This window comes from Bacillus cereus group sp. MYBK222-1 (genome assembly GCF_051916425.1).
Classification (GTDB): Bacteria; Bacillota; Bacilli; order Bacillales; family Bacillaceae_G; genus Bacillus_A; species Bacillus_A paranthracis.
Genome location: NZ_JBQAGP010000009.1, coordinates 23,286 through 43,093, shown reverse-complemented (window position 1 = coordinate 43,093; position 19,808 = coordinate 23,286). Strand labels below are relative to the sequence as shown.

Below are 19,808 nucleotides of genomic sequence, written 5' to 3'. Positions count from 1 at the left end.
GCCTATTATTGAAATGCTATGCTTTCTTGATCCAGAACTTTAATTCACCATCTTCTTCCGTGTGTTTTAACACTTCATGACCGCCTGTTTGTGACCATGCTGGAATATCTTTAATCGCACCTTTATCTGTTACGTGTACTTCTAACACTTCTCCTGATTGTAATGCTTCCATTGCCTTCTTTGTTTTTACAATTGGCATTGGACACGCTAATCCTTTTACATCTAATACTTGCTTTACATTCATCTCATATACCTCCTGTTTTTATCATTAAGCCTTCTTAATCCAGAACTTTAATTCGCCTTTTTCTTCTGTATGCTTTAACACTTCATGACCGCCTGTTTGTGACCATGCTGGAATATCTTTAATCGCACCTTTATCTGTTACGTGTACTTCTAACACTTCTCCTGATTGTAATGCTTCCATTGCCTTCTTTGTTTTTACAATTGGCATTGGACACGCTAATCCTTTTACATCTAATACTTGCTTGGCATTCATTTCATATACCTCCTGTGTTTATTTCATTTGAAACCGAATTAATTATGAACAGCACAACGGTTTGGACCAATCTCCATTTCACGCTCTTCGTCTTCATTTGGATTTAATTGTCCCATATTTGTTTGACGAATTTCTTGATATGCATTCGGTTGAGGTGGTAAATTCTCTGTTACAACTTTACGGAACTCTCCCTCATCCTCAATATTTAAACCTGCATTATGCTCAAATAAATCTTTTAATTTTGCACTAACAATACCACTTTCGTCCATTTCACTTATTTTTGAATAATGAGCCGGTAACACAATTAAACTTTGAGATAGTTCTTTATATCGGCTATACAAAGTATTACGTAAATCACTTACCCAATCTTCAGCTTTCCCAGCAAGATCTGGACGCCCGATTGAATCTACAAATAAAATATCGCCTGATAATAAATAGGAATCATCTACAATAAATGACGTACTTCCAATCGTATGCCCTGGTGAGTATAATGCGTCAATTTCAATTTTAGTACCTCCCACCGTAATAACAGATCCTTCAACAAGCGGTTCGTATGAGAAAACAACTTCCTCCGCATCTTTTGGCGGTAACCAATACGTACCACCTACTTTTTCCGCTAACTTACGTCCTCCAGAAATATGGTCTGCATGTAAATGTGTATCCATTACATTCGTAATCGTAACAGCATGCTCTTTCGCAAATTCTTCATACGCTTCAACTGTTCTTACTGCATCAATAACTGCTGCTTCACCGTTTGAAACGACCATATAAGATAAACAGCCTTTTCCAAGACGGTTAAACTGATACATACTTCCGCCATTTTTTAAATCTCCAACTTTTACAGGCTTTACATATTCACTCCATGCCTTCATACCACCAGCTAAATAATAAATATTTTCTAATCCAGCCTCTGTTAATTGCTCTGCCACAAATATAGAAGACCCTTCTTTTGCGCATACTACTAAAACATCTTTATCTTTAGGTAATTCACTTACAATATGATCTACACCATCTAACAAATCAAAATACGGTTTATTTATAGATGAGATTTGTTTCCCTTCAATTTTCCAATCTTCATAATCCGTCTCATTACGAACATCTAAAATAAACAACTCTCCGAATAAAACTTTCTCTGCAACATCTTTTGCTTGTAATGATTTAACACTCATCTTTTTACCCCCTATGGTATATTTACATTTAAAAAAATTTAATTCTTTATATTCCCTTGCCACTCTAACATACCTGGAATGACATTTTTCACATTTTCATAACCTTTCTCTTTCAACATATGGCAAGCTACATCACTACGGTTACCAGTTCGGCAAACAACATAAATTTGTTTCGTCTGATCTAAAACTGCACTGTCTAACTCTCCTAACGGCACCGAAATGGCCGATGGAATATGACCAAAAGCGAATTCCGCTGCTTCTCGAACATCTAATACAATACACTCTTCATCGCTTAATAATATCTCTTCCAACTCCGTATTCGTAATTGTATGAGGATACTTTGCTACTTCGTTCACTTCATGCTCATGTGCTTTCCTAATGTAATGCATCAAAATATCGCCCTCTTGTTTCGTCCCGATATATTGATGCCCTACTTTATTTGCCCAGCTTTGTATATCTACTGTAGATCCTTTATCTGTTGCCTTAATTTCAATCACTTGTCCTGATGCCAATCCTTCTATCGCCTTCTTCGTTTTCACAATCGGCATCGGACAAGCTAACCCTTTACAATCTAAACTCATATCCACTTTTATACTCATAGTGATTCCTCCATAACTTATATACATATACCTGTAGGGGTATATTAAAATGTTTTTGAAAATCTGTCAACACTTACGTTTGACAGATTATCGGCTTTTTACAAGTAATTGAACAGCTTCTTTAATTAACTCTTCATTTGAACCATTACCACTTTCAAACTGTTCACGCAAGCATTGCTCTAAATTCGTTCCAACAACAAGTCCAATTGTACGATCAAGTGCAGAACGAGATGCCGTTAACTGTGTAATAACCTCTCGGCAATCTTTTCCTTCTTCCATCATACGAAGCACACCACGAACTTGCCCTTCAATACGTTTTAATCTATTTTTCATGTCTTGATTATATTCCATTGTATAATCACCTCATTACCATTATGTCACCATTTATAGCTTATGACAATATATTATACCCTGTAGGGTATTTTGTAAACCCCTATTTTAAACTTTTACCTTATACATTCACAAAATACAAAGCGAAACCTTCATCTATAGGCTTTCATCTTCCACCAAATTTTGAAGTGGAAGATGAAAAAATATCAATATACAATACGTTCTGGTAATACTGTTCCATACAATTTAAAACCACCATCTACATTCTTTACCTTATACCCTTTTTCCATTAACATGCGTGCTGCTACATACCCTCTCATACCAAGTTGACAAGTAATATATATTTCTTTATCTACCGGCACCTCATCCAAACGATCACGTAATTCATCTAACGGAATATTAATAGAACCTTTAATCATTCCTTGTTTTAGTTCATTAGGCTCTCGAACATCAATAAGATATCCACCATTTTCAACAATATGATCTATTTCATGCCATTGGACTGTTTCCACAAAACCATCTACTATATTACTTGCTGCATACCCTACCATGTTTACAGGGTCTTTTGCAGAAGAATATGGCGGGGCATATGATAATTCTAAATCTGGCAAATCAAGTACAGTTAAATTTGCTTTTATTGCCGTTGCGATAACATCCATACGCTTATCTACACCGTCACGTCCTAGAGCCTGTGCTCCGTAAATTTTCCCACTATCTTTATTAAAAATTAATTTTATTAGCACTGGCGTAGCATTCGGGTAGTATCCCGCATGCGAATTTGCCTGTACATGCACTACATCATAGGGTATATTTAATCGTTTTAATATTTTCTCATTTACTCCAGTCGAAGCAACTGTTAAATCAAAAACTTTAGCTACAGAAGTTCCGAGTGTACCTTTATATACAGAATCTGTATGACCATGAATAATATCTGCTAACATACGACCTTGACGATTAGCTGGCCACGCTAAAGGAATCATCGTTTCTATTTCTGTAACAAAATCTTTCACTTCTATCGCATCACCAATTGCATATATATGTGGGTCAGACGTTTGAAATTTCTCATTTACTTTTATCGTCCCTCTAACTCCTAATGCTAATCCTGCATCCTTCGCTAAACTACTCTCTGGTTGTACACCAATTGCTAAAATAATCATATCTGTTTTTATAACTGAGCCACTTTTTAAACGTACAACAGTCCCGTTCTCTTCTAATGCATCTACACCATCTTCAAAAACAAGCTCAACATTGTGCTTGTTCAAATGCTCATGCACATATGCCGCCATTTCATAATCGATTGGTGGCATCACTTGATTTGCCATCTCTACAAGAGTAACATCAATTCCACGTTCTCTTAAATTTTCAACCATCTCCACACCAATAAATCCGCCACCAATAACCGTCGCATGACGTGGTTTCTGCTCATCAACGTATGCTTTAATACGATCTGTATCAGGTACATTCCGTAACGTAAACAACGCCTTCGCTTCTTCAATACCCGGGATAGATGGAACAATTGGTTTCGCCCCTGGTGAAAGAATTAAAATATCATATTCCTCGCTATATGTTTCATTTGTCGTTACATTCTTTATCGTAATTGTTTTCTCTTCTTTATTAATCTTTACTACTTCACTCAATACACGTATATCTAAATTAAAACGCTTCGACATTCTTTCAACAGTTTGTACTAATAATTTTTGTCTTTCTGTAATGACACCGCCAATATAATATGGCAATCCACAGTTTGCGAATGAAATGTATTCACCGCGTTCAACCATAATAATTTCATCTTCCTCACTTAAACGACGAAGCCTTGCAGCTACTGATGCGCCGCCAGCAACTCCACCTACTACAACTATTTTTCTGGACATATTTTAAACCTCCATAGTATTTAATTTTCTCAAACCCCATATAAAACATATACCTGTATGGGTATATAATAAATTATAAAAAAGTTAATTTCAATCAATATGGCTTTCTTTCACAAATTTGAAACAAAAAAGAACTTAGATCTCTCTAAGTTCTTTTACGTATAGTTCTATAGCTTTCTGTACGATTACATCTGCTGTATTTTCCTCCGGTGGCATCAATAAATTTGTAACCGGCCCATACACAACAAGGCTTAATTCCACTTCATAACCACCATATGAAATTTCTTCCTTTGTCGGCAAGTAACCAATATATCCGTTCATATATCCACCAAAGAAAGCCAATTCATTTTGAAGATTCTCTTTCACTTCTAATGCCGTTTCCGAAAAAGGTTCCATCGGTATACCTGAAAACATACCATCATTCACTTGAAACAGTTGCACTTCTAAATCAAATGTAGCTTTTCGTTTCACTCAACATCAAAATATTACAATTTTAGATAGAGAAAGCATTTTCATTGTGATATTATGAATCCATATTATTGAAATTAACGGGAGGATACTATGAAAAATCGCTATTTAAATACTTTATTATTGGGGATTATTGCTGTACTCATCGCAATATTTGTTTTAGGCTATTTTAATATCATTTCTTTACCCCAAAAGAAGTCTGTTGTTGCAAAACCAATTAATACAACAAAAGAAACGAATCAACAAAATTCCAACAAGGAAAAGCAAGAATCCAAAAAGAACAATGAGTTGGATATAGATGAAACAAAAGTTTCTTTACTAACTAAGAATGGAAAAGGAGAAACTATACCACTAGGAAAATCAGATTTAGGCACAACACTTGACTACGAAATTTCGCCTAGCGGAGATAAAATAATTTTGAATAGCCGCGTATTGGCTGATGAGCCAGGTAAGTTATCCTTGTATGATTTTAAGGCAGACAAACAGACAGTAGTGAAAATAGATTCCAAATTAAATAACTCACAGACTTGTAAGAGCGTTACATGGATTGATAATAATCACTTATTGCTTGTAATAGGTGGAGCTGCAGGAAGTGCTAACCACGGTGGAGATTTATACACTTATAACGTACAAACAAAGGAATTCAAACTCTTTAAAAAACATCCTAAAAACATTAGTTATACAAAAGTAGTTGGGGATATGGAATCTTTCTATTTTATCGGTATTCAATACACAGATGACAATTATAATAAATATACTGGTTATGTTGAAACCGTTTCTACAAACGAAATCAAAAATTCTTTATAGTAAATGTGTGCAACAACTTGAATGTGAGTAAGGATTTTTAAGTTTATAGATTTACTAGTATTCTAGTTGTTGGTATAAAAAACACATAATGAAAAACAGATCAAAAAAGCCACTATATACATAGTGGCTTTCCTTATCACACATACTTCCGATGCACCATCTTCCCATCATAAGAAAACACAACACCCTTACTCTCCACAATCGACTCCATATGCACTGTTCTTCCCCACAACTGATGAAGATATGGTAATACCTTTTCTAAGTATTTTAAATCGAGCTCGATTCCTTCGTAGCTATGTTTAATATACAATTCTCCGTTCTTTAAGTAGTCCCCGTCTTCTACTACTAAGTACGGGAAGCCACCATTTGTACGCATATTTACGAGTTGATCACGTACATGTTCCCACTCTTTATCTATTACTTTATATTCTTTTCCTTGGCGCTGGAATAAGTACATATCTTCTCGCATAACAAGATCTTTATTTAAATAGTTTCTTAGGAACGATACATCCCATTCGATTTCGCGTACTTCAAAGATTTTGTCTCGACCAGATCCTGGTTTTACGCCGCGTCGTTTCATTTCTTCAGTAGGGTTATTGTAGCGCTCCTCTATATCTTCAAACATTTTAATACCGAGGTAGTATGGATTAATGCTTGTTTTTGATGGCTGAACGACGCCCGCATTTAATTTCGCAAATTCAATTGCTTCATCAGATGTTAAATCCATTTCGCGAAGTATGCGTTGATGCCAGAAGGATGCCCAGCCTTCGTTCATGATCTTCGTTTCAAGCTGTGGCCAGAAATATAACATTTCCTCACGCATCATCGTTAATATGTCCCGCTGCCAATCTTCTAGCTCACGGCTATATTCTTCAATAAAGAGGAGTAAGTCTTTCTCTGGTTGTGGTGGGATTTTCTTCTTTTTACGTACATTGGAGCGTTCCCTCTTTTTATTGCGATCATCTAAATTCCATAAATCATCGTATTGCGATACCTTTTTCTTTTCTACTTCTTCCTCTTCTAAATCATCAATACTCCACGCAAGTTTTGGACGCATAAGCGACGGATCAATATGCTCTTGAATGGCAAGTACGGCATCTAAAAATGTTTCTACCTCTTCTTTTCCGTACTTATGCTCATATGCTTTCACCCGTTCAGCTGTCGCTGACATACTTTCTACCATATCCCGCTTCGTATTTGAAAAACGAATATTATTTTTAAAGAAATCACAGTGCGCTAACACATGCGCTACGATTAATTTATTTTGAATTAACGAGTTCGTATCTAATAAAAAGGCATAACATGGATCAGAGTTAATAACGAGTTCGTATATTTTACTAAGACCTAAATCGTATTGTAATTTCATTCTGAAAAACTGTTTTCCAAAACTCCAATGTGAAAACCGTGTCGGCATCCCATATGCACCAAATGTATAAATAATTTCCGCTGGACATATTTCATAACGCATCGGATAAAAATCAAGCCCAAATCCAGTCGCAATTTCCGTAATTTCCGCAATTGCATATTGCAGTGCTTTATCGTCACTTGCTCTCATTATTTTCCCTCCTTACACTTTCCCTTAAGAAAGTGTATGATTGAGAACAAGCTTTCATGAGGATTGATTGCATAATAAAAAGACACCCTCATAAAAACGAGAATGTCTCATCTATTAACCTTCAATAATCTCCATCTTCTCCGTAATCGGTGTACGAGCTTTTCCTTCTGGTGCTTTATCGAAATAGCCAAGGTGAAGAATTCCAACGATGCGTTGACCTCTAGTTAAACCAAGTCCTTCTATAAATAATGGATTGTAGTTTAATCCACCTGATTTCCAAACACAACCTAAACCGCGTTCCCAAGCAAGAAGTTGGAAGTTTTGCATAAATGCACATGTTGCAGCGTAATCTTCGTCACGTTGAATTTGACGTGGATCTTCATTTATGTAAACAACAATTTGTGCTGGCGTGCTTAAGAAACGATCCGATAAAATTTTACCGCGTTTCGCTCTTTCTTCTTCTGTGAAAGAGTTTAATACTGCGTCTACTAATTTCTGACGACCTTCTCCAATGTATAATTTACAATTCCATGGTTCACGATGTTTATGATTCGGTGCCCACGTTGCGTCGTTTAATAGTTCAATTAATAACTCTTTGTCTACTGCTTTATCTGTAAATGTACGAACAGAACGTCTTTCTTTAATCACATTTGCGATGGAAGTATATGTAGTCATATTTTTCTCTCCCTTATTTTTATCTATATGTATACGTTTATTGTTGATATTGATTTTCAATTTCGATTATACCTTAGTTTTTTACTATTAATCAATGTTTTATGTTGGAAAACTTCCAAAAACTTCAGTTCATACTGTGAATAAAAAAACTTGATTTGTTCACAAGTATTTCACATTTTATGGAAATGATATGTGTACAGTTTTTCACATTATCCATCTAGGAGGAGTTTACATGTACAAAAAAATCGCAGTAAGTATGACTATGGCAGCATTATTATTCGGTGCAACCGTCTTCCCCACTTTCGCTGCTACGCCAAAAGAAGTCACATTGCATCATCATAAACCAATTTCAGAAGAAGAAATGCAGTCGCTCGAAAAACTCGGCTATAACAAACATGAAATTTGGAAAGCTGCCCACATTGCAAAAATGAGTAAAAAAGAAATTAAGGACGTTTTAGCTTACTATAAGCAAAATAATTCTTGGGAGAAAACAGCAGAGCATTTCGGGGTAGACCCAAGTAAGTTAAAAAAGCATCATATGAATAAAGAAACGAAAAAGGCACTACTGCAAGAATTAGCAAATATGCAAAAATCTACACCAGACGGGCTAAAACAAAAAATGAAAGAATATAATATCGGATTACGTCAGCTCACGGTATTAACAATCATCTCTCAAAAAAGTAATACTCCCCTTGATGATGTACTAAAAATGAAAAAAGACGGAATGGATATGAAACAAATTGCAGAAAAATTAAATGTAAAAAAAGAAGATATACGAGCAGAAATGATTAAATTAGTGAAGTCTATTAAGGAAAAGAAAACAAATTAATATGCCAAAAAGGAAGAGTTTTTCAATACTCTTCCTTTTCTTTATGAACTTTCAATTTTTAAGTATAAATTCCCGTCTTTCCCAAAAACTAACACAAGTAAATGATATATGTTAGGGGGTGGGAAAATGTTTCGTTTATCATCTAAAAAGAAAAAACAAACCTTCTGTTCTATTCCAGATTTTATCCATACGATGAAAAAATCAAGCGACTTTTCTTCTTATAACATTATAGAAGATGGGACATTATGTTTGTTTTATTATAAATCTACAGTAGAATCACTTATTATTAAGCGATTCATTTTAGCACCTATAAAAAATAAATTAGAGGAGATTCAACATATTGATGACATCTTAAATGTCGTATCTATTGAAGACATCCTCATCAATCCGTCCATTGATGATATTCGTGAGAAATTATTAGGTGGATACGTATTATTACAACTAAAAAAAGGTTCAGGGCAAGCAGCGTATGCACTTCTACGCGCCGAGAGTACCGTTTTAGGAACTCGTTTAGTAAATGACACGGAAAATGAATATAGTGTTATTGGCCCTAAAGTTGGTTTTGTTGAAAATGTTGATATAAATATACATTTATTACGCCGAAATATCGTAACCGAGCAATTAATCTTCAAAGAAGTTAGCGTTGGTTCTATGTCAAAAACCAAAATCGTAGTTGCTTACATCGAAGGCATTACAAATGAACAGCATATTAACACCGCAACGCAACGTCTACAAGATATTGATTTTGATTACCCTTTTGATGCAACTATGATTGAACAATTCATTAGTGATAATAGTAACTCTCCATTCCCTGTTTTACTACCTACAGAGCGTTTAGATCGTTCTGTTTATGCATTACTAAACGGAGGAATTGTCATTTTAACAGACGGTTCACCATATGCATTAGCTGGACCAGCAACATTACTCGATTTTTTCGTCTCTCCAGAAGACTATTATTTACCATGGATGGCAGGGTCATTTCTTAGATTAGTTCGCTTTTTTGGAGCGGCATTCTCTCTATTTTCATCAGCTATTTATACAGCTGTATTAACGTATCACTATCAAATGATTCCAGCAGATTTACTCGGCCCTATTATTTATTCCAGAGCCAACGTACCATTTCCACCTGTTTTGGAGGCACTTTTTTTAGAAATCACAATCGAATTACTGCGCGAAGCTGGGGCGCGTTTACCGACTAAAGTTGGTCAAACGATTGGTATTGTTGGTGGTATTGTAATTGGGCAAGCATCAGTTGAGGCTGCTTTAACGAGCACCATCTTACTAATTGCTGTTGCGCTGTCTGCACTAGCTTCTTTTACAACACCGACAGTAAAAATGTCTTCTACTATCCGGATATTACGCTTCCCTCTTATTATTTTAGCCGGAGCATTTGGAGGTGTAGGTCTTATCGTCGGATTTGTATTCATATTGGCTCATTTAATTCGCTTAAAATCACTTGGATCACCTTATTTATTACCTTTATACCCATTTCGCGGTTTAGGTACAGCTGAAGGACTCCTTCGTCTTCCATTTAGTCAAACTGCGGGACGAGCTTCTTTTTTAAGGCCCAAAAAGAAATGGCGCTATGATCCAAACAAAGCGAAAGAAAAACGTGACGGTGAGGAAAAATGAAAAATATTTTTTTATGCTTTTTCATTATCATTTTAATTTTCCAATCTGGTTGTACAGAAGCTCATATAGTTGATACGCAGCGAATGATTCACGTAGGTGGATTCGATATAACAAAAAACAAAAAATTTCGCGGAACAATTTTATATCCGGATTACACAAAAGGCGTACAATCTAAACCAGAAACTCAATCCACTCATGCAGGTACAATTGAAACAATCTCTTCCCTTCTAAACGCCAAATCTCCACATACGATTGCTGTAGGTCAAATGCGTGTTGTCCTATTTGGAAAAGCATTTGGCGAACATGGACTTGGGGATGTTATTAACAACTTACAACGTGACCCTAACATTGGCCGTGATGTACAACTAGCACTTGTGGATGGTTCAACAGAAGAATTACTTAAACATGTGAAAACAAATGGATCGCTATATCTATCTGAATTACTGGAACAAAATATAAAAAACGAGACAATCCCTCGGACAGCTTTAAATATTTTTTTATATAACTTCTATTCATCTGGATGCGATGCATTTCTTCCTTACATTCAAGTATCAGAAGACAAATCTGCTTCCATTAAAGGACTCGCTTTTTTAAAAAAGGATAAAGTGGCTATGTATACAGACAGGAAAAGGTCTTTTTTATTTAAATTACTAATTAATCCAACGAAAAATGGGCGTTACGAAGTTCCGATACGTCAAGGTAAACATAAAGGAGTAATTGCTACTCAAAACTTATCTGGAAATAGTGAGTGCTCTCTTTCGCCAAACGGTGATATTCCGAAAGTTAACATACACTTGAAGTTAAATGGACTCGTAAAAAATGCTCCCAGATGGCTGGATTTATCAAAGAGTAAAAATGTAACTTACGTAAAAAGACATATAGAAAAAATGCTTGAAAAGGATTTAAACGAATTAATAAAACAATTCCAAGAAAATAAAATCGATCCAATAGGAATACGTGAAGAAATTCGTAGTCATTCAAGAAAATGGAGCATGAAACAAATTCAAGATATGTATCCTAACGTAGACATTGCTGTTAATGTGAAAATTAATGTCGTACAATCTGGTATCGGTGAATAGTGAGGTGCTATCATGACTGGACAAGATAAAACACATACTGTTTCCCCTTATTTCACATTCCTTCTATTACACTCCCTTCAAATTGGAGTAGGAGTGTTAGGATACCAAAGGATAATTGCGCAATTTGCCGGTTATGATGCTTGGATTTCTCTTATTATTGCAGGTATTGCAACTCATATCGTTTTATTTTGTATGCTTAAAATGTTAGAAAAAGATAATGATTTAATGAATATTCATACGACATGTTTCGGAAAATGGATTGGGAAAATTTTTTCCGTATGCTTTGCCGCATACCTTTTATTATTTTGTCTTACTGTTCTTCGTACGTATATTGAAGTTATTCAAGTTTGGGTCTTTCCTACAATTAAACCGTGGAAATTAACTTTCCTATTTTTACTTGTAGCCTATTACATAATTAGAGGCGGCTTTCGTTCTGTAACTGGAATTTGTTTTTGGGGCGTTATTATACCGATTTTCGTCCTGTTATTCTTAGTTTTTCCAATGAAATATGCGCATGTCCGTAACATTTTCCCAATTCTAAATCATTCACCTTTAGAAATTCTAACTGCAACCAAAGCATCTGCATTAGAATTTCTTGGATTTGAAGCAATCCTTGTTTTTTATCCATTTATTAAAAAAGGAAAATCGTTAAACAAATGGGCACATGGTGGTATTATTTTTACAACAATTCTATACGTAATACTAGCCATCGTTTCCCTTATGTACTATAGCCCAGGGCAACTACATCATACCATTTGGCCAACATTAACGATGCTAAAAATCATTAAAGTTCCTTTTATCCAAAGGTTTGAGTACATTATTATTTTCCTATGGTATCTTATTATTTTACCTAATCTTTGTTTAACCATTTGGTCTTCTTGTTGCATTAGTAAAAAATCTTTTCACATACCATTTAAAATTACATTGCCACTTTTTATCGCAGTCATATTTATTTCATCCTTATTTTTCACAAACCGTGAAAGTATCAACACATTAAATACAGTACTATCTCAAGCTGGCTTATATATTGTATACGCTTATATCCCGATTTTATTTCTATTCCATTCACTACGATGGCATTTCAAAAATCGGTCAAAAAAATCTTCACCCGACACACCGTAATCTCTGATACAATTTGATTAATACATTTGTAAAGGGGACAAGCGAATGAAAAAGTATGTATTTTCTTTACTTGCAGTACTGAGTTTAATTCTTGCTGGATGCGGAAGTACTAGTACAAATGACCAAAAATCTTCTGAATCAAAAAAAGAAGAACATGACCACGCATCGCACACTCAGCAAGCTGACATTCAAGAGAAAACAAAAGGAGTCGACACACTTCCTACCTTCCTAGACAAGCTTGATCCACAAATGAAAGATATCTACACTGTCGCTGGACAAAATGCAGAACTATTAGATTGGATTCCATGTTACTGCGGTTGCGGTGAAAGTGTAGGACATAAAAATAATAAAAATTGTTTTATTCGTGAACTTAAAAAGAATGGTGAAGTTGTTTGGGATTCTCATGCAACGACTTGCGTCAATTGCCTAGAAATCGCAGTTGAATCTGCTTCGATGAAACAAAAAGGAAAATCAACGCTTGAAATTCGTAACTATATCGATAATAAATACAAAGAAGGCTATGGCAAACCAACACCTACGCCAATGCCAAAAGCTTAAAAAACGAGGACATACCTCGTTTTTTTCATTCACTTTTTTTCTTAACAAATTCTTTCAAGTGTATTTCTCCTTACTTATCACACACTATATATAACTCTCGGTAAGGAGGGTACACAGTGCAAACATATAACGACTATGATAAAGCTCTCTATTACACGTATTGCTGTAATTGGGATAAATTACTCGTTCTCATGGTTCAAACGAACGATCAATTATTTTCTAAGCGTATTGAGCATTTTTTACACGCTTATCAATACAGTAAAGAACTGCCAGAAGTTGATAAACAATTGCAGCTCCTATTTCAATATATTGACCACGCATCCCAAAAGTCACATATAGAAGAAGTAGAGCAAATTCAAATGTAAACTATAGCGCTATTCTCTTCTGGAGAATAGCGCTTTTTTAAAATGTTCATATCAATAAAAGTTTCCCCGTATAAAACTTTTATTGATAAACATATTTTTTCTTTCTTTTCTGTACCACTTCATACTATAATTTAGTATGTAACTATTATAAGAGAGGTATAAAATATGGGACGAGAAAAAAAGCAAGAATATGCTTTATTTACCGCGTGGGGAGCTTCGTTTATTGCTACACTAGGAAGTCTATACTTTTCCGAAATCATGAAATTTGAGCCTTGTGTCCTTTGTTGGTATCAACGCATTTTCATGTATCCATTCGTTTTATGGCTCGGTATCGCTGTAGTAAAAAAAGATTATCGCATCGCAAGTTATTCTTTACCGATCGCAAGTATTGGTGCTTGTATTTCTTTATATCACTATGCAATTCAAAAAGTCGCAGCATTTTCGGCTGCAGGGGCAGCTTGCGGCCGTGTACCATGTACGGGAGAATACATAAACTGGTTCGGCTTTGTGACAATCCCGTTTTTAGCACTTATCGGCTTTATTACAATCGCTGTTTGTAGCTTTATTGTCATCAAAAACAAATAAGGAGATGAAAGAATGAAAAAAATGCTTATATTTGGCGGTATTATTATCGTCTTATTTGCGGCAATCTTTGCTGTAACTCAAATGGAAAAGAAAAACGCATCGACAGATGAAAAAGGTTACTACTCAAATAAAATTTCTCTTGAAGATCTCAATAAAAATATAGAAGATAAAAAAGAACAAACGATTTACTTTTATCAAACCTCTTGCGTTCATTGTCAAAAGGTCTCTCCTATTGTTGTACCTTTAGCGAAAGATTTAAATGTTGATATGAAAGTAATTGATATTGAAAATTTAAACGAGCCTTGGGATAAGTACGATATTAAAGGAACGCCAACGATTATTCATTTTAAAGATGGTAAAGAAGTAAGCCGTATTAGCGGAGAACAATCAAAAGAAAAGTTTAAAGAATGGTTTGAACAAACGAAAAAATAACGAGAAAAGGAAACTCCTTCTACACATGAAATGGACGTAAAATTCCAAACTAATGTATAAGGAGGGGGTTTTATGCCAGAAGTAAGATGCTCTGTTTCCAATTGTTCATTTTGGGGACAAGGTAACTTTTGTCAAGCAAGTGCGATTATCGTTCAGCCAGATGCGGATGAAACTGGTCAAACTGAAAATGAATCGTATACAAGTGCTGTTTTAACGAACGAGACGCTAGAAAGTTCTGTAGCAACAAGTGTAGAGACTTGTTGTCATACATTTAAGCCAAAATATTAAACATAAAAAGCATACGACTAATCGTATGCTTTTTTACATTCCCCTCCAAAAATCATGCATAATAAAAAAGTACAAAATAACGAGAACGGCTGTCCCGCATAACGTAATACGCCGATATATACTTTTCTCCCCTTCCCTTGCCTTAACAAATGCCCAAATAAATCCGAAGAACAATATTAAATCAACGTATGGAACATAAAACGAAAAGACGAGAAACGCATACAAATACACGATAAATAAACAGGTCGTTACTAAGAAAACTTTAAACGCAAATTCACTTTTCATAATGTAACCGCCCCCTATCTGTACTGTATTATATTCAGCAAAGTACAATAGTTGCAGTTAAACTGGAAGTAGAAATAAGCTACCGTCTATAATACGGTAGCCTATTACGGAACTTTATATTTTCGTTTATATATATTACTTAAAATCGAAGAAGGAATTTGCTCATAACGAATTTTTTCTCCTGTTTCATCCACAATATACAAATTGTTTCCTATATAATATATTCCATCTTTTCGTTTTGAGTACACTGCATATCTTTCGTTTGGCAATACCATTTTCACTTTCGTTAGCTGTCCATTCGGTTCTTGCCAATATATATCCACGCGATCTACTAACGTAAGCATACCAATTTGCTCTTCTTCTACTTTACGACCATTCCAGCTTACAACACGATAACCAAGCTTATTCGCTTCATATTCCGGGCTCGTATGAAACCGAGAAATGATTACTTTCGTCTGTAATTGAACTCGGTCATATAACCACTGTATATCCCTGTCATGCATACGAATACAGCCATTTGATTCCCTACTTCCAATTGTCCATTCCCGATTTGTCCCATGAATCGCATATTCATTTTTATCTAGTCCAAGCCATCTCGTACCAAGAGGGTTATTTGGTGCACCACCAGCTATTTTTTTTCGATGGTATTCTTTATTTTTATATTTAGTTATAATACAAAAATTACCTTCAGGCGTAGGTGTACGATCTCTTCCAGTTGTTACGGGGAATGTTTTTGTATAATTTCCATTTTCAAAAAAAGACAACTGGTTTGTCGTAAGATTCACTAATATTAAATGATCTGTACTAGCAAAAGCACTAACCGGTAGAATGAAAAATAATAGTATGACGAAACATAGCTTTTTCATCTATCCCCCCCCTAGCGCTCACTATAATAAGTGGAATTAACTTTACTTTGCTCTTATAAATGAAAACTATCCATTTACAATAACGCCCCCATTTACATGTATCATTTGCCCGGTAACATAGGATGAATCATCAGACGCTAAATATACGTATGCTGGCGCTAATTCATATGGTTGACCAGGTCTTTGCATTGGAACATTGCTTCCAAACTGTGATACTTTTTTCTCATCAAAGCTCGATGGAATAAGTGGTGTCCAAATTGGTCCTGGCGCAACACCATTTACACGAATCCCTTTTTGCACTAATGACTGAGAAAGTGATCTTGTGAAAGCAACGATTGCCCCTTTCGTTGCGGAATAATCAATTAATGTTTCATTTCCTTCGTATGCAACGATAGACGCGGTATTTATAATGACATCCCCTTGCTTTAAATGAGAAAGTGCGGCTTTCGCAACGTGAAAATAAGAAAAAATATTAATACGAAAAGTCTTTTCTAGCTGTTCTGCTGTAATATACTCTAGTCCTTGCTGCGGATATTGCTGCGCAACATTATTTACTAAAACCTGTAAACTACCTAGCTGCTGGACGGTCTCTTGAACAACATCTTTACAATGCTGTTCATCACTTAAATCACCCGGCAACAATACACACTTTACACCTTCTTTCTCAACATACTGCTTCGTCTCATTAGCATCTTCTTCCTCATCTAAATAAGCAATCGCAATATTTGCTCCCTCTTTCGCAAAAGCGATGGAAACAGCTCGTCCAATCCCACTATCTCCCCCTGTAATTAATACATTCTTTCCTTTTAACTTTTCGCTACCTTTATAATTTGGATCTTCAAACTGTGGTAGAGGATTCATTAATGATTCAATACCAGGTTGTTTATTTTGATGTTGCGCTGGCATTGTTACAAAGTTTTTTTGCTGCGGCATAATTTCTTTCAACTCCTTTTTCTTATAATGTGCATAATAAAAACTGAAATTCGCACATCATATTACGATTAATATTCGAATTTAAGACACAAAATATGAATTGTTGTAAACTTTTTATGCAAAACTATTGCAAAATAGATAAAAAACGAATATTATATATAACTGTTGTGAAAATTATTCGTAAACAGAAAGGATGTTTATATGTTTAACCTTTCAAAACATAAAACTTCTATTAAAACTGAAATTATGGCAGGTATTATTACCTTCTTAACAATGGCATATATCATTGTCGTAAACCCAGTTATCCTTGGGGATGCAGGTGTTCCATTTGAACAAGCATTTACAGCAACCATTATCGCTGCTGTTGTCGGAACATTATTTATGGCGATCTTTACAAACTTACCAATCGCAATTGCACCAGGTATGGGATTAAATGCTTACTTCTCTTACTCTGTTGTAAAGGCTCATGAAGGCATGACTTTCGCAATTGCATTCTCTGCTGTATTCGTAGCAGGTATGATTTTAATTTTGTTATCATTCACATCTTTCCGTACAAAATTAATGGAAGCAATTCCTGAAAACTTAAAACATGCAATTACTGCTGGTATCGGTCTTTTCATCGCCTTTATCGGTTTACGTTTAACAGGTATCGTTACAAAAAATGAAGCAAACTTAGTTGGACTTGGTGATCTTCACTCTGCTCCAGTACTACTAGCATTAGCTGGACTTGGAATTACGATTGTTCTTATGTCTTTAAATGTAAATGGCGCACTATTTATCGGTATGTTATTAACTGGTATTATCGCTTTCTTCACGGGACAATTATCATTCTCAAACGGTGTTACATCAATGCCTGGATTACCAGAAGGAATTATCGTTTCAAATCCAATTACTGCTGTATCTGACGTAATTAACTACGGATTATACGGCGTTGTATTCTCATTCTTCCTTGTTACATTATTCGATACAACAGGTACATTACTTGGCGTTGCTCAACAAGGTGGATTTATGAAAGATGGAAAACTTCCAAAAGCTGGACGAGCTCTTCTATCTGACTCATTCTCAGCAACAATCGGTTCTATGTTCGGAACAACACCATCAACAGCTTACATTGAATCTTCTGCTGGTGTTGCAGCTGGTGGTCGTACTGGTTTAACAACTGTTACAGTAGCTGTTCTATTCGCACTAGCAGCATTCTTCGGACCATTAGTAAGTGCCGTTTCTGGTGTATCAGCTATTACTGCACCATCATTAATTATCGTTGGTAGTCTTATGATGGGTTCAGTTCGCCACATCGATTGGGACGCATTTGATGAAGCATTCCCAGCATTCTTAGTAATCTTAAGCATGCCACTTACATCAAGTATCGCAACAGGTATTGCACTTGGATTTATTTCATATCCACTTATGAAAGTGGCAAAAGGTAAATTCCGTGCTGTTCACCCACTTGTATATGTATTTGGAATTTTGTTTGCTTATCAATTGATATTCTTACCACATTAAAAAAGTAGAGCATCGGATTTCGATGCTCTACTTTTCTTTTATAACAATCATTCAAACTATAACGGTCCCTCCAAAATATGAAGGAGCTTATAATCTTTTAATATTTCTCTTCTACCTGTAATTCTTTACTATACTTTTGAATGAAAACTGACGAAACAACCATTACCATTCCTACACTAAATCCAATAAGCTGATCCAGTAGCATTTCATCATGAATGAACCAGCGCAGTAAAAATACCCCACCAAAAATCAGCATCATAATAAATCCAGTATGTCTAAGCCCTTTATATACATTTTCCATATGTATCACCTCTCCACATACTTTTATCCATATTATACCATAATCTAAAAACGTGTATAACCAACATTCAGCATTGAAACCAATAATAAAAAGACTGCAGAGAATTTCTTCTCCACAGCCTAATACTTATTTTTGCAAGAACGCTTTTAAATCTGCAAACTGTCTCTTTGCATCTTCATAGCCTTGCTCATATAGATTTTGTAGTTTTGCTGTATCTTTTTCCATACGATCTACTTGAAGCGGTACTTCTGGACGAATAACAAATAAATTACCCGCTTGTTCTTCTTTTTCAATGTAGTGAAGTGTTTCATTATACACTTCATAGCGATTTAGCATCGTGTTAACAAGATTCGGATATTTTTTATAAGCTTTCGCAGCAATCCACCCAAATCTTGATTTTTTCTTTGCGTAACCGTGATTTCTTGTTAAAATTACGACTGATTTTTTAAATCCATCTTCCTGTGCTTTACGAACTGGAATTGGATCTGAAATCCCGCCATCTAATAATTGCTTACCACGATAATTTACTACTGGTGCAATGAAAGGTAATGAACTAGAAGCTTGTAATAAATTTAGTGCATCGTCATTCGTTCCCTCTTTTTCAAAATAAACAGACTGTCCTGTTTCACAATCCGTCGTTCCTACAAGGAAACGCTCTGGGCTATTAAAGTATGTTTCAAAATCAAACGGCACATGCTTTTCTGGAATTTCATGAAAAATAAAATCCATATCAAATAGCTGACGTTTTCTCCATAAGTTTTTATACGATAAATATTTCGGATGTGATGCATAATCAATATTTACTGTTTTATTTCTATTTCTTTGTCTGGAAAGATACGACGCTGCATGACAAGCACCAGCTGATACACCGATTACATATGGAAAATATAAATCTTGTTCCATAAAGTATTCTAATATCCCGCCCGTATATACACCACGCATACCGCCGCCTTCTAATACTAACCCTGTATTTTCAAGCATGTTACTCTCTCCTCTATATATATTGACTCTTTAATTATTCACCATGTTAAGTATCTGTTTCTATTATATATGAGTTCTT

General features: G+C 35.2%; 24 protein-coding genes and 1 pseudogene. 11 read left to right on the top strand and 14 right to left on the bottom strand.

Going from position 1 to position 19,808, the window contains the following annotated elements:
• Positions 1 to 16: 16 nt before the first annotated feature.
• The 7 genes and pseudogenes from ACTFR9_RS24925 to ACTFR9_RS24895 form a co-directional block, all read right to left on the bottom strand.
• On the bottom strand, positions 17 to 244 hold the full coding sequence (locus ACTFR9_RS24925; RefSeq protein WP_001101369.1) for a sulfurtransferase TusA family protein: 228 nt from the start codon (positions 242 to 244) through the stop codon (positions 17 to 19).
• Positions 245 to 268: 24 nt separating this feature from the next.
• The gene (locus tag ACTFR9_RS24920) at positions 269 to 496 is read right to left on the bottom strand and encodes a sulfurtransferase TusA family protein (protein ID WP_000992270.1); all 228 of its coding nucleotides are present in this window, start codon (positions 494 to 496) and stop codon (positions 269 to 271) included.
• 38 nt (positions 497 to 534) lie between these two features.
• The gene (locus tag ACTFR9_RS24915; RefSeq protein ID WP_000114199.1) at positions 535 to 1,665 is read right to left on the bottom strand and encodes an MBL fold metallo-hydrolase; all 1,131 of its coding nucleotides are present in this window, start codon (positions 1,663 to 1,665) and stop codon (positions 535 to 537) included.
• A gap of 38 nt (positions 1,666 to 1,703) precedes the next feature.
• Positions 1,704 to 2,264, bottom strand: a complete 561-nt coding sequence (locus ACTFR9_RS24910) for a sulfurtransferase TusA family protein (RefSeq protein ID WP_000023959.1) — start codon at positions 2,262 to 2,264, stop codon at positions 1,704 to 1,706.
• 87 nt (positions 2,265 to 2,351) lie between these two features.
• Positions 2,352 to 2,615: a metal-sensitive transcriptional regulator gene (locus ACTFR9_RS24905; protein WP_000456206.1), complete on the bottom strand. Its 264-nt coding sequence runs from the start codon at positions 2,613 to 2,615 to the stop codon at positions 2,352 to 2,354.
• A gap of 185 nt (positions 2,616 to 2,800) precedes the next feature.
• The gene (gene cdr / locus ACTFR9_RS24900; RefSeq protein ID WP_193635847.1) at positions 2,801 to 4,465 is read right to left on the bottom strand and encodes a CoA-disulfide reductase; all 1,665 of its coding nucleotides are present in this window, start codon (positions 4,463 to 4,465) and stop codon (positions 2,801 to 2,803) included.
• A 135-nt stretch (positions 4,466 to 4,600) separates the two neighbouring features.
• Positions 4,601 to 4,930: pseudogene (locus ACTFR9_RS24895) on the bottom strand (neutral/alkaline non-lysosomal ceramidase N-terminal domain-containing protein); the annotation flags it as partial.
• A gap of 96 nt (positions 4,931 to 5,026) precedes the next feature.
• Between ACTFR9_RS24895 and ACTFR9_RS24890 the strand changes: the two are divergent.
• A complete protein-coding gene (locus ACTFR9_RS24890; protein ID WP_193635846.1) occupies positions 5,027 to 5,740 on the top strand; it encodes a DUF4652 domain-containing protein in 714 nt (237 codons plus the stop codon).
• Positions 5,741 to 5,876: 136 nt separating this feature from the next.
• On the opposite strand, the gene spoVR is transcribed toward ACTFR9_RS24890, so the two are convergent.
• Together spoVR and ACTFR9_RS24880 are read right to left on the bottom strand one after the other, a co-directional pair.
• A complete protein-coding gene (spoVR, locus tag ACTFR9_RS24885) occupies positions 5,877 to 7,295 on the bottom strand; it encodes a stage V sporulation protein SpoVR (protein WP_001202713.1) in 1,419 nt (472 codons plus the stop codon).
• Positions 7,296 to 7,409: 114 nt separating this feature from the next.
• Positions 7,410 to 7,970 (bottom strand): nitroreductase family protein, encoded by a 561-nt coding sequence (locus ACTFR9_RS24880; protein WP_000214810.1) that lies wholly within the window; start codon positions 7,968 to 7,970, stop codon positions 7,410 to 7,412.
• Positions 7,971 to 8,202: 232 nt separating this feature from the next.
• Between ACTFR9_RS24880 and ACTFR9_RS24875 the strand changes: the two genes are divergently transcribed.
• The 9 genes from ACTFR9_RS24875 to ACTFR9_RS24835 all read left to right on the top strand — a co-directional run bounded on the left by ACTFR9_RS24875 (position 8,203) and on the right by ACTFR9_RS24835 (position 14,860).
• The gene (locus ACTFR9_RS24875) at positions 8,203 to 8,799 is read left to right on the top strand and encodes a hypothetical protein (protein ID WP_048558018.1); all 597 of its coding nucleotides are present in this window, start codon (positions 8,203 to 8,205) and stop codon (positions 8,797 to 8,799) included.
• Positions 8,800 to 8,925: 126 nt separating this feature from the next.
• Positions 8,926 to 10,431, top strand: a complete 1,506-nt coding sequence (gerYA, locus tag ACTFR9_RS24870) for a spore germination protein GerYA (RefSeq protein WP_000489325.1) — start codon at positions 8,926 to 8,928, stop codon at positions 10,429 to 10,431.
• Positions 10,428 to 11,510: a spore germination protein GerYC gene (gene gerYC / locus ACTFR9_RS24865; protein WP_000789229.1), complete on the top strand. Its 1,083-nt coding sequence runs from the start codon at positions 10,428 to 10,430 to the stop codon at positions 11,508 to 11,510. Before gerYA ends, gerYC begins: the two co-directional genes overlap by 4 nt.
• A 12-nt stretch (positions 11,511 to 11,522) precedes the next feature.
• Complete coding sequence (locus tag ACTFR9_RS24860) at positions 11,523 to 12,632, top strand: GerAB/ArcD/ProY family transporter (RefSeq protein WP_193635845.1); 1,110 nt, start codon at positions 11,523 to 11,525, stop codon at positions 12,630 to 12,632.
• A 45-nt stretch (positions 12,633 to 12,677) separates the two neighbouring features.
• Positions 12,678 to 13,190: a PCYCGC domain-containing protein gene (locus tag ACTFR9_RS24855; protein WP_000761038.1), complete on the top strand. Its 513-nt coding sequence runs from the start codon at positions 12,678 to 12,680 to the stop codon at positions 13,188 to 13,190.
• Positions 13,191 to 13,306: 116 nt separating this feature from the next.
• Positions 13,307 to 13,555: a YhdB family protein gene (locus ACTFR9_RS24850; RefSeq protein ID WP_001195458.1), complete on the top strand. Its 249-nt coding sequence runs from the start codon at positions 13,307 to 13,309 to the stop codon at positions 13,553 to 13,555.
• A 165-nt stretch (positions 13,556 to 13,720) separates the two neighbouring features.
• A complete protein-coding gene (locus tag ACTFR9_RS24845; RefSeq protein ID WP_000532258.1) occupies positions 13,721 to 14,140 on the top strand; it encodes a disulfide formation protein C in 420 nt (139 codons plus the stop codon).
• 12 nt (positions 14,141 to 14,152) lie between these two features.
• A complete protein-coding gene (locus ACTFR9_RS24840) occupies positions 14,153 to 14,572 on the top strand; it encodes a thioredoxin family protein (protein ID WP_000738457.1) in 420 nt (139 codons plus the stop codon).
• A gap of 72 nt (positions 14,573 to 14,644) precedes the next feature.
• A complete protein-coding gene (locus tag ACTFR9_RS24835) occupies positions 14,645 to 14,860 on the top strand; it encodes a DUF1540 domain-containing protein (RefSeq protein ID WP_001115486.1) in 216 nt (71 codons plus the stop codon).
• A 33-nt stretch (positions 14,861 to 14,893) separates the two neighbouring features.
• Here ACTFR9_RS24835 and ACTFR9_RS24830 read toward each other — a convergent pair whose 3' ends face one another.
• From ACTFR9_RS24830 to ACTFR9_RS24820, 3 genes are all read right to left on the bottom strand, one after another.
• The gene (locus ACTFR9_RS24830) at positions 14,894 to 15,145 is read right to left on the bottom strand and encodes a hypothetical protein (protein ID WP_000834195.1); all 252 of its coding nucleotides are present in this window, start codon (positions 15,143 to 15,145) and stop codon (positions 14,894 to 14,896) included.
• A 104-nt stretch (positions 15,146 to 15,249) separates the two neighbouring features.
• Positions 15,250 to 16,011, bottom strand: coding sequence for a L,D-transpeptidase (locus tag ACTFR9_RS24825; protein WP_440049033.1), 762 nt, complete (start codon positions 16,009 to 16,011; stop codon positions 15,250 to 15,252).
• A gap of 66 nt (positions 16,012 to 16,077) precedes the next feature.
• Positions 16,078 to 16,944, bottom strand: a complete 867-nt coding sequence (locus tag ACTFR9_RS24820; RefSeq protein ID WP_046198878.1) for an SDR family oxidoreductase — start codon at positions 16,942 to 16,944, stop codon at positions 16,078 to 16,080.
• 201 nt (positions 16,945 to 17,145) lie between these two features.
• Between ACTFR9_RS24820 and ACTFR9_RS24815 the strand changes: the two genes are divergently transcribed.
• Complete coding sequence (locus ACTFR9_RS24815; RefSeq protein ID WP_000482726.1) at positions 17,146 to 18,447, top strand: NCS2 family permease; 1,302 nt, start codon at positions 17,146 to 17,148, stop codon at positions 18,445 to 18,447.
• Between the two features lie 97 nt (positions 18,448 to 18,544).
• Here the strand turns inward: ACTFR9_RS24815 and ACTFR9_RS24810 are convergent, their stop codons facing one another.
• A complete protein-coding gene (locus ACTFR9_RS24810) occupies positions 18,545 to 18,748 on the bottom strand; it encodes a hypothetical protein (protein ID WP_000432811.1) in 204 nt (67 codons plus the stop codon).
• Between the two features lie 126 nt (positions 18,749 to 18,874).
• Entirely contained in the window at positions 18,875 to 19,729 is an 855-nt protein-coding gene (locus ACTFR9_RS24805) for a patatin-like phospholipase family protein (protein WP_000892678.1), read from the bottom strand.
• Positions 19,730 to 19,808: the final 79 nt, after the last annotated feature.

Excerpts from the sequence above, each read along its gene's own strand:
- ACTFR9_RS24875 (WP_048558018.1), top strand. The coding sequence starts at position 8,203 with ATGTACAAAAAAATCGCAGTAAGTATGACTATGGCAGCATTATTATTC.
- ACTFR9_RS24905 (WP_000456206.1), bottom strand. The coding sequence starts at position 2,615 with ATGGAATATAATCAAGACATGAAAAATAGATTAAAACGTATTGAAGGG.
- ACTFR9_RS24810 (WP_000432811.1), bottom strand. The coding sequence starts at position 18,748 with ATGGAAAATGTATATAAAGGGCTTAGACATACTGGATTTATTATGATG.
- ACTFR9_RS24820 (WP_046198878.1), bottom strand. The coding sequence starts at position 16,944 with ATGCCGCAGCAAAAAAACTTTGTAACAATGCCAGCGCAACATCAAAAT.
- ACTFR9_RS24920 (WP_000992270.1), bottom strand. The coding sequence starts at position 496 with ATGAATGCCAAGCAAGTATTAGATGTAAAAGGATTAGCGTGTCCAATG.
- ACTFR9_RS24815 (WP_000482726.1), top strand. The coding sequence starts at position 17,146 with ATGTTTAACCTTTCAAAACATAAAACTTCTATTAAAACTGAAATTATG.
- ACTFR9_RS24890 (WP_193635846.1), top strand. The coding sequence starts at position 5,027 with ATGAAAAATCGCTATTTAAATACTTTATTATTGGGGATTATTGCTGTA.
- ACTFR9_RS24835 (WP_001115486.1), top strand. The coding sequence starts at position 14,645 with ATGCCAGAAGTAAGATGCTCTGTTTCCAATTGTTCATTTTGGGGACAA.
- ACTFR9_RS24830 (WP_000834195.1), bottom strand. The coding sequence starts at position 15,145 with ATGAAAAGTGAATTTGCGTTTAAAGTTTTCTTAGTAACGACCTGTTTA.
- gerYA (WP_000489325.1), top strand. The coding sequence starts at position 8,926 with ATGTTTCGTTTATCATCTAAAAAGAAAAAACAAACCTTCTGTTCTATT.
- cdr (WP_193635847.1), bottom strand. The coding sequence starts at position 4,465 with ATGTCCAGAAAAATAGTTGTAGTAGGTGGAGTTGCTGGCGGCGCATCA.
- ACTFR9_RS24840 (WP_000738457.1), top strand. The coding sequence starts at position 14,153 with ATGAAAAAAATGCTTATATTTGGCGGTATTATTATCGTCTTATTTGCG.
- ACTFR9_RS24860 (WP_193635845.1), top strand. The coding sequence starts at position 11,523 with ATGACTGGACAAGATAAAACACATACTGTTTCCCCTTATTTCACATTC.
- ACTFR9_RS24915 (WP_000114199.1), bottom strand. The coding sequence starts at position 1,665 with ATGAGTGTTAAATCATTACAAGCAAAAGATGTTGCAGAGAAAGTTTTA.
- spoVR (WP_001202713.1), bottom strand. The coding sequence starts at position 7,295 with ATGAGAGCAAGTGACGATAAAGCACTGCAATATGCAATTGCGGAAATT.
- ACTFR9_RS24845 (WP_000532258.1), top strand. The coding sequence starts at position 13,721 with ATGGGACGAGAAAAAAAGCAAGAATATGCTTTATTTACCGCGTGGGGA.
- ACTFR9_RS24825 (WP_440049033.1), bottom strand. The coding sequence starts at position 16,011 with ATGAAAAAGCTATGTTTCGTCATACTATTATTTTTCATTCTACCGGTT.
- ACTFR9_RS24925 (WP_001101369.1), bottom strand. The coding sequence starts at position 244 with ATGAATGTAAAGCAAGTATTAGATGTAAAAGGATTAGCGTGTCCAATG.
- ACTFR9_RS24855 (WP_000761038.1), top strand. The coding sequence starts at position 12,678 with ATGAAAAAGTATGTATTTTCTTTACTTGCAGTACTGAGTTTAATTCTT.
- gerYC (WP_000789229.1), top strand. The coding sequence starts at position 10,428 with ATGAAAAATATTTTTTTATGCTTTTTCATTATCATTTTAATTTTCCAA.
- ACTFR9_RS24805 (WP_000892678.1), bottom strand. The coding sequence starts at position 19,729 with ATGCTTGAAAATACAGGGTTAGTATTAGAAGGCGGCGGTATGCGTGGT.
- ACTFR9_RS24880 (WP_000214810.1), bottom strand. The coding sequence starts at position 7,970 with ATGACTACATATACTTCCATCGCAAATGTGATTAAAGAAAGACGTTCT.
- ACTFR9_RS24910 (WP_000023959.1), bottom strand. The coding sequence starts at position 2,264 with ATGAGTATAAAAGTGGATATGAGTTTAGATTGTAAAGGGTTAGCTTGT.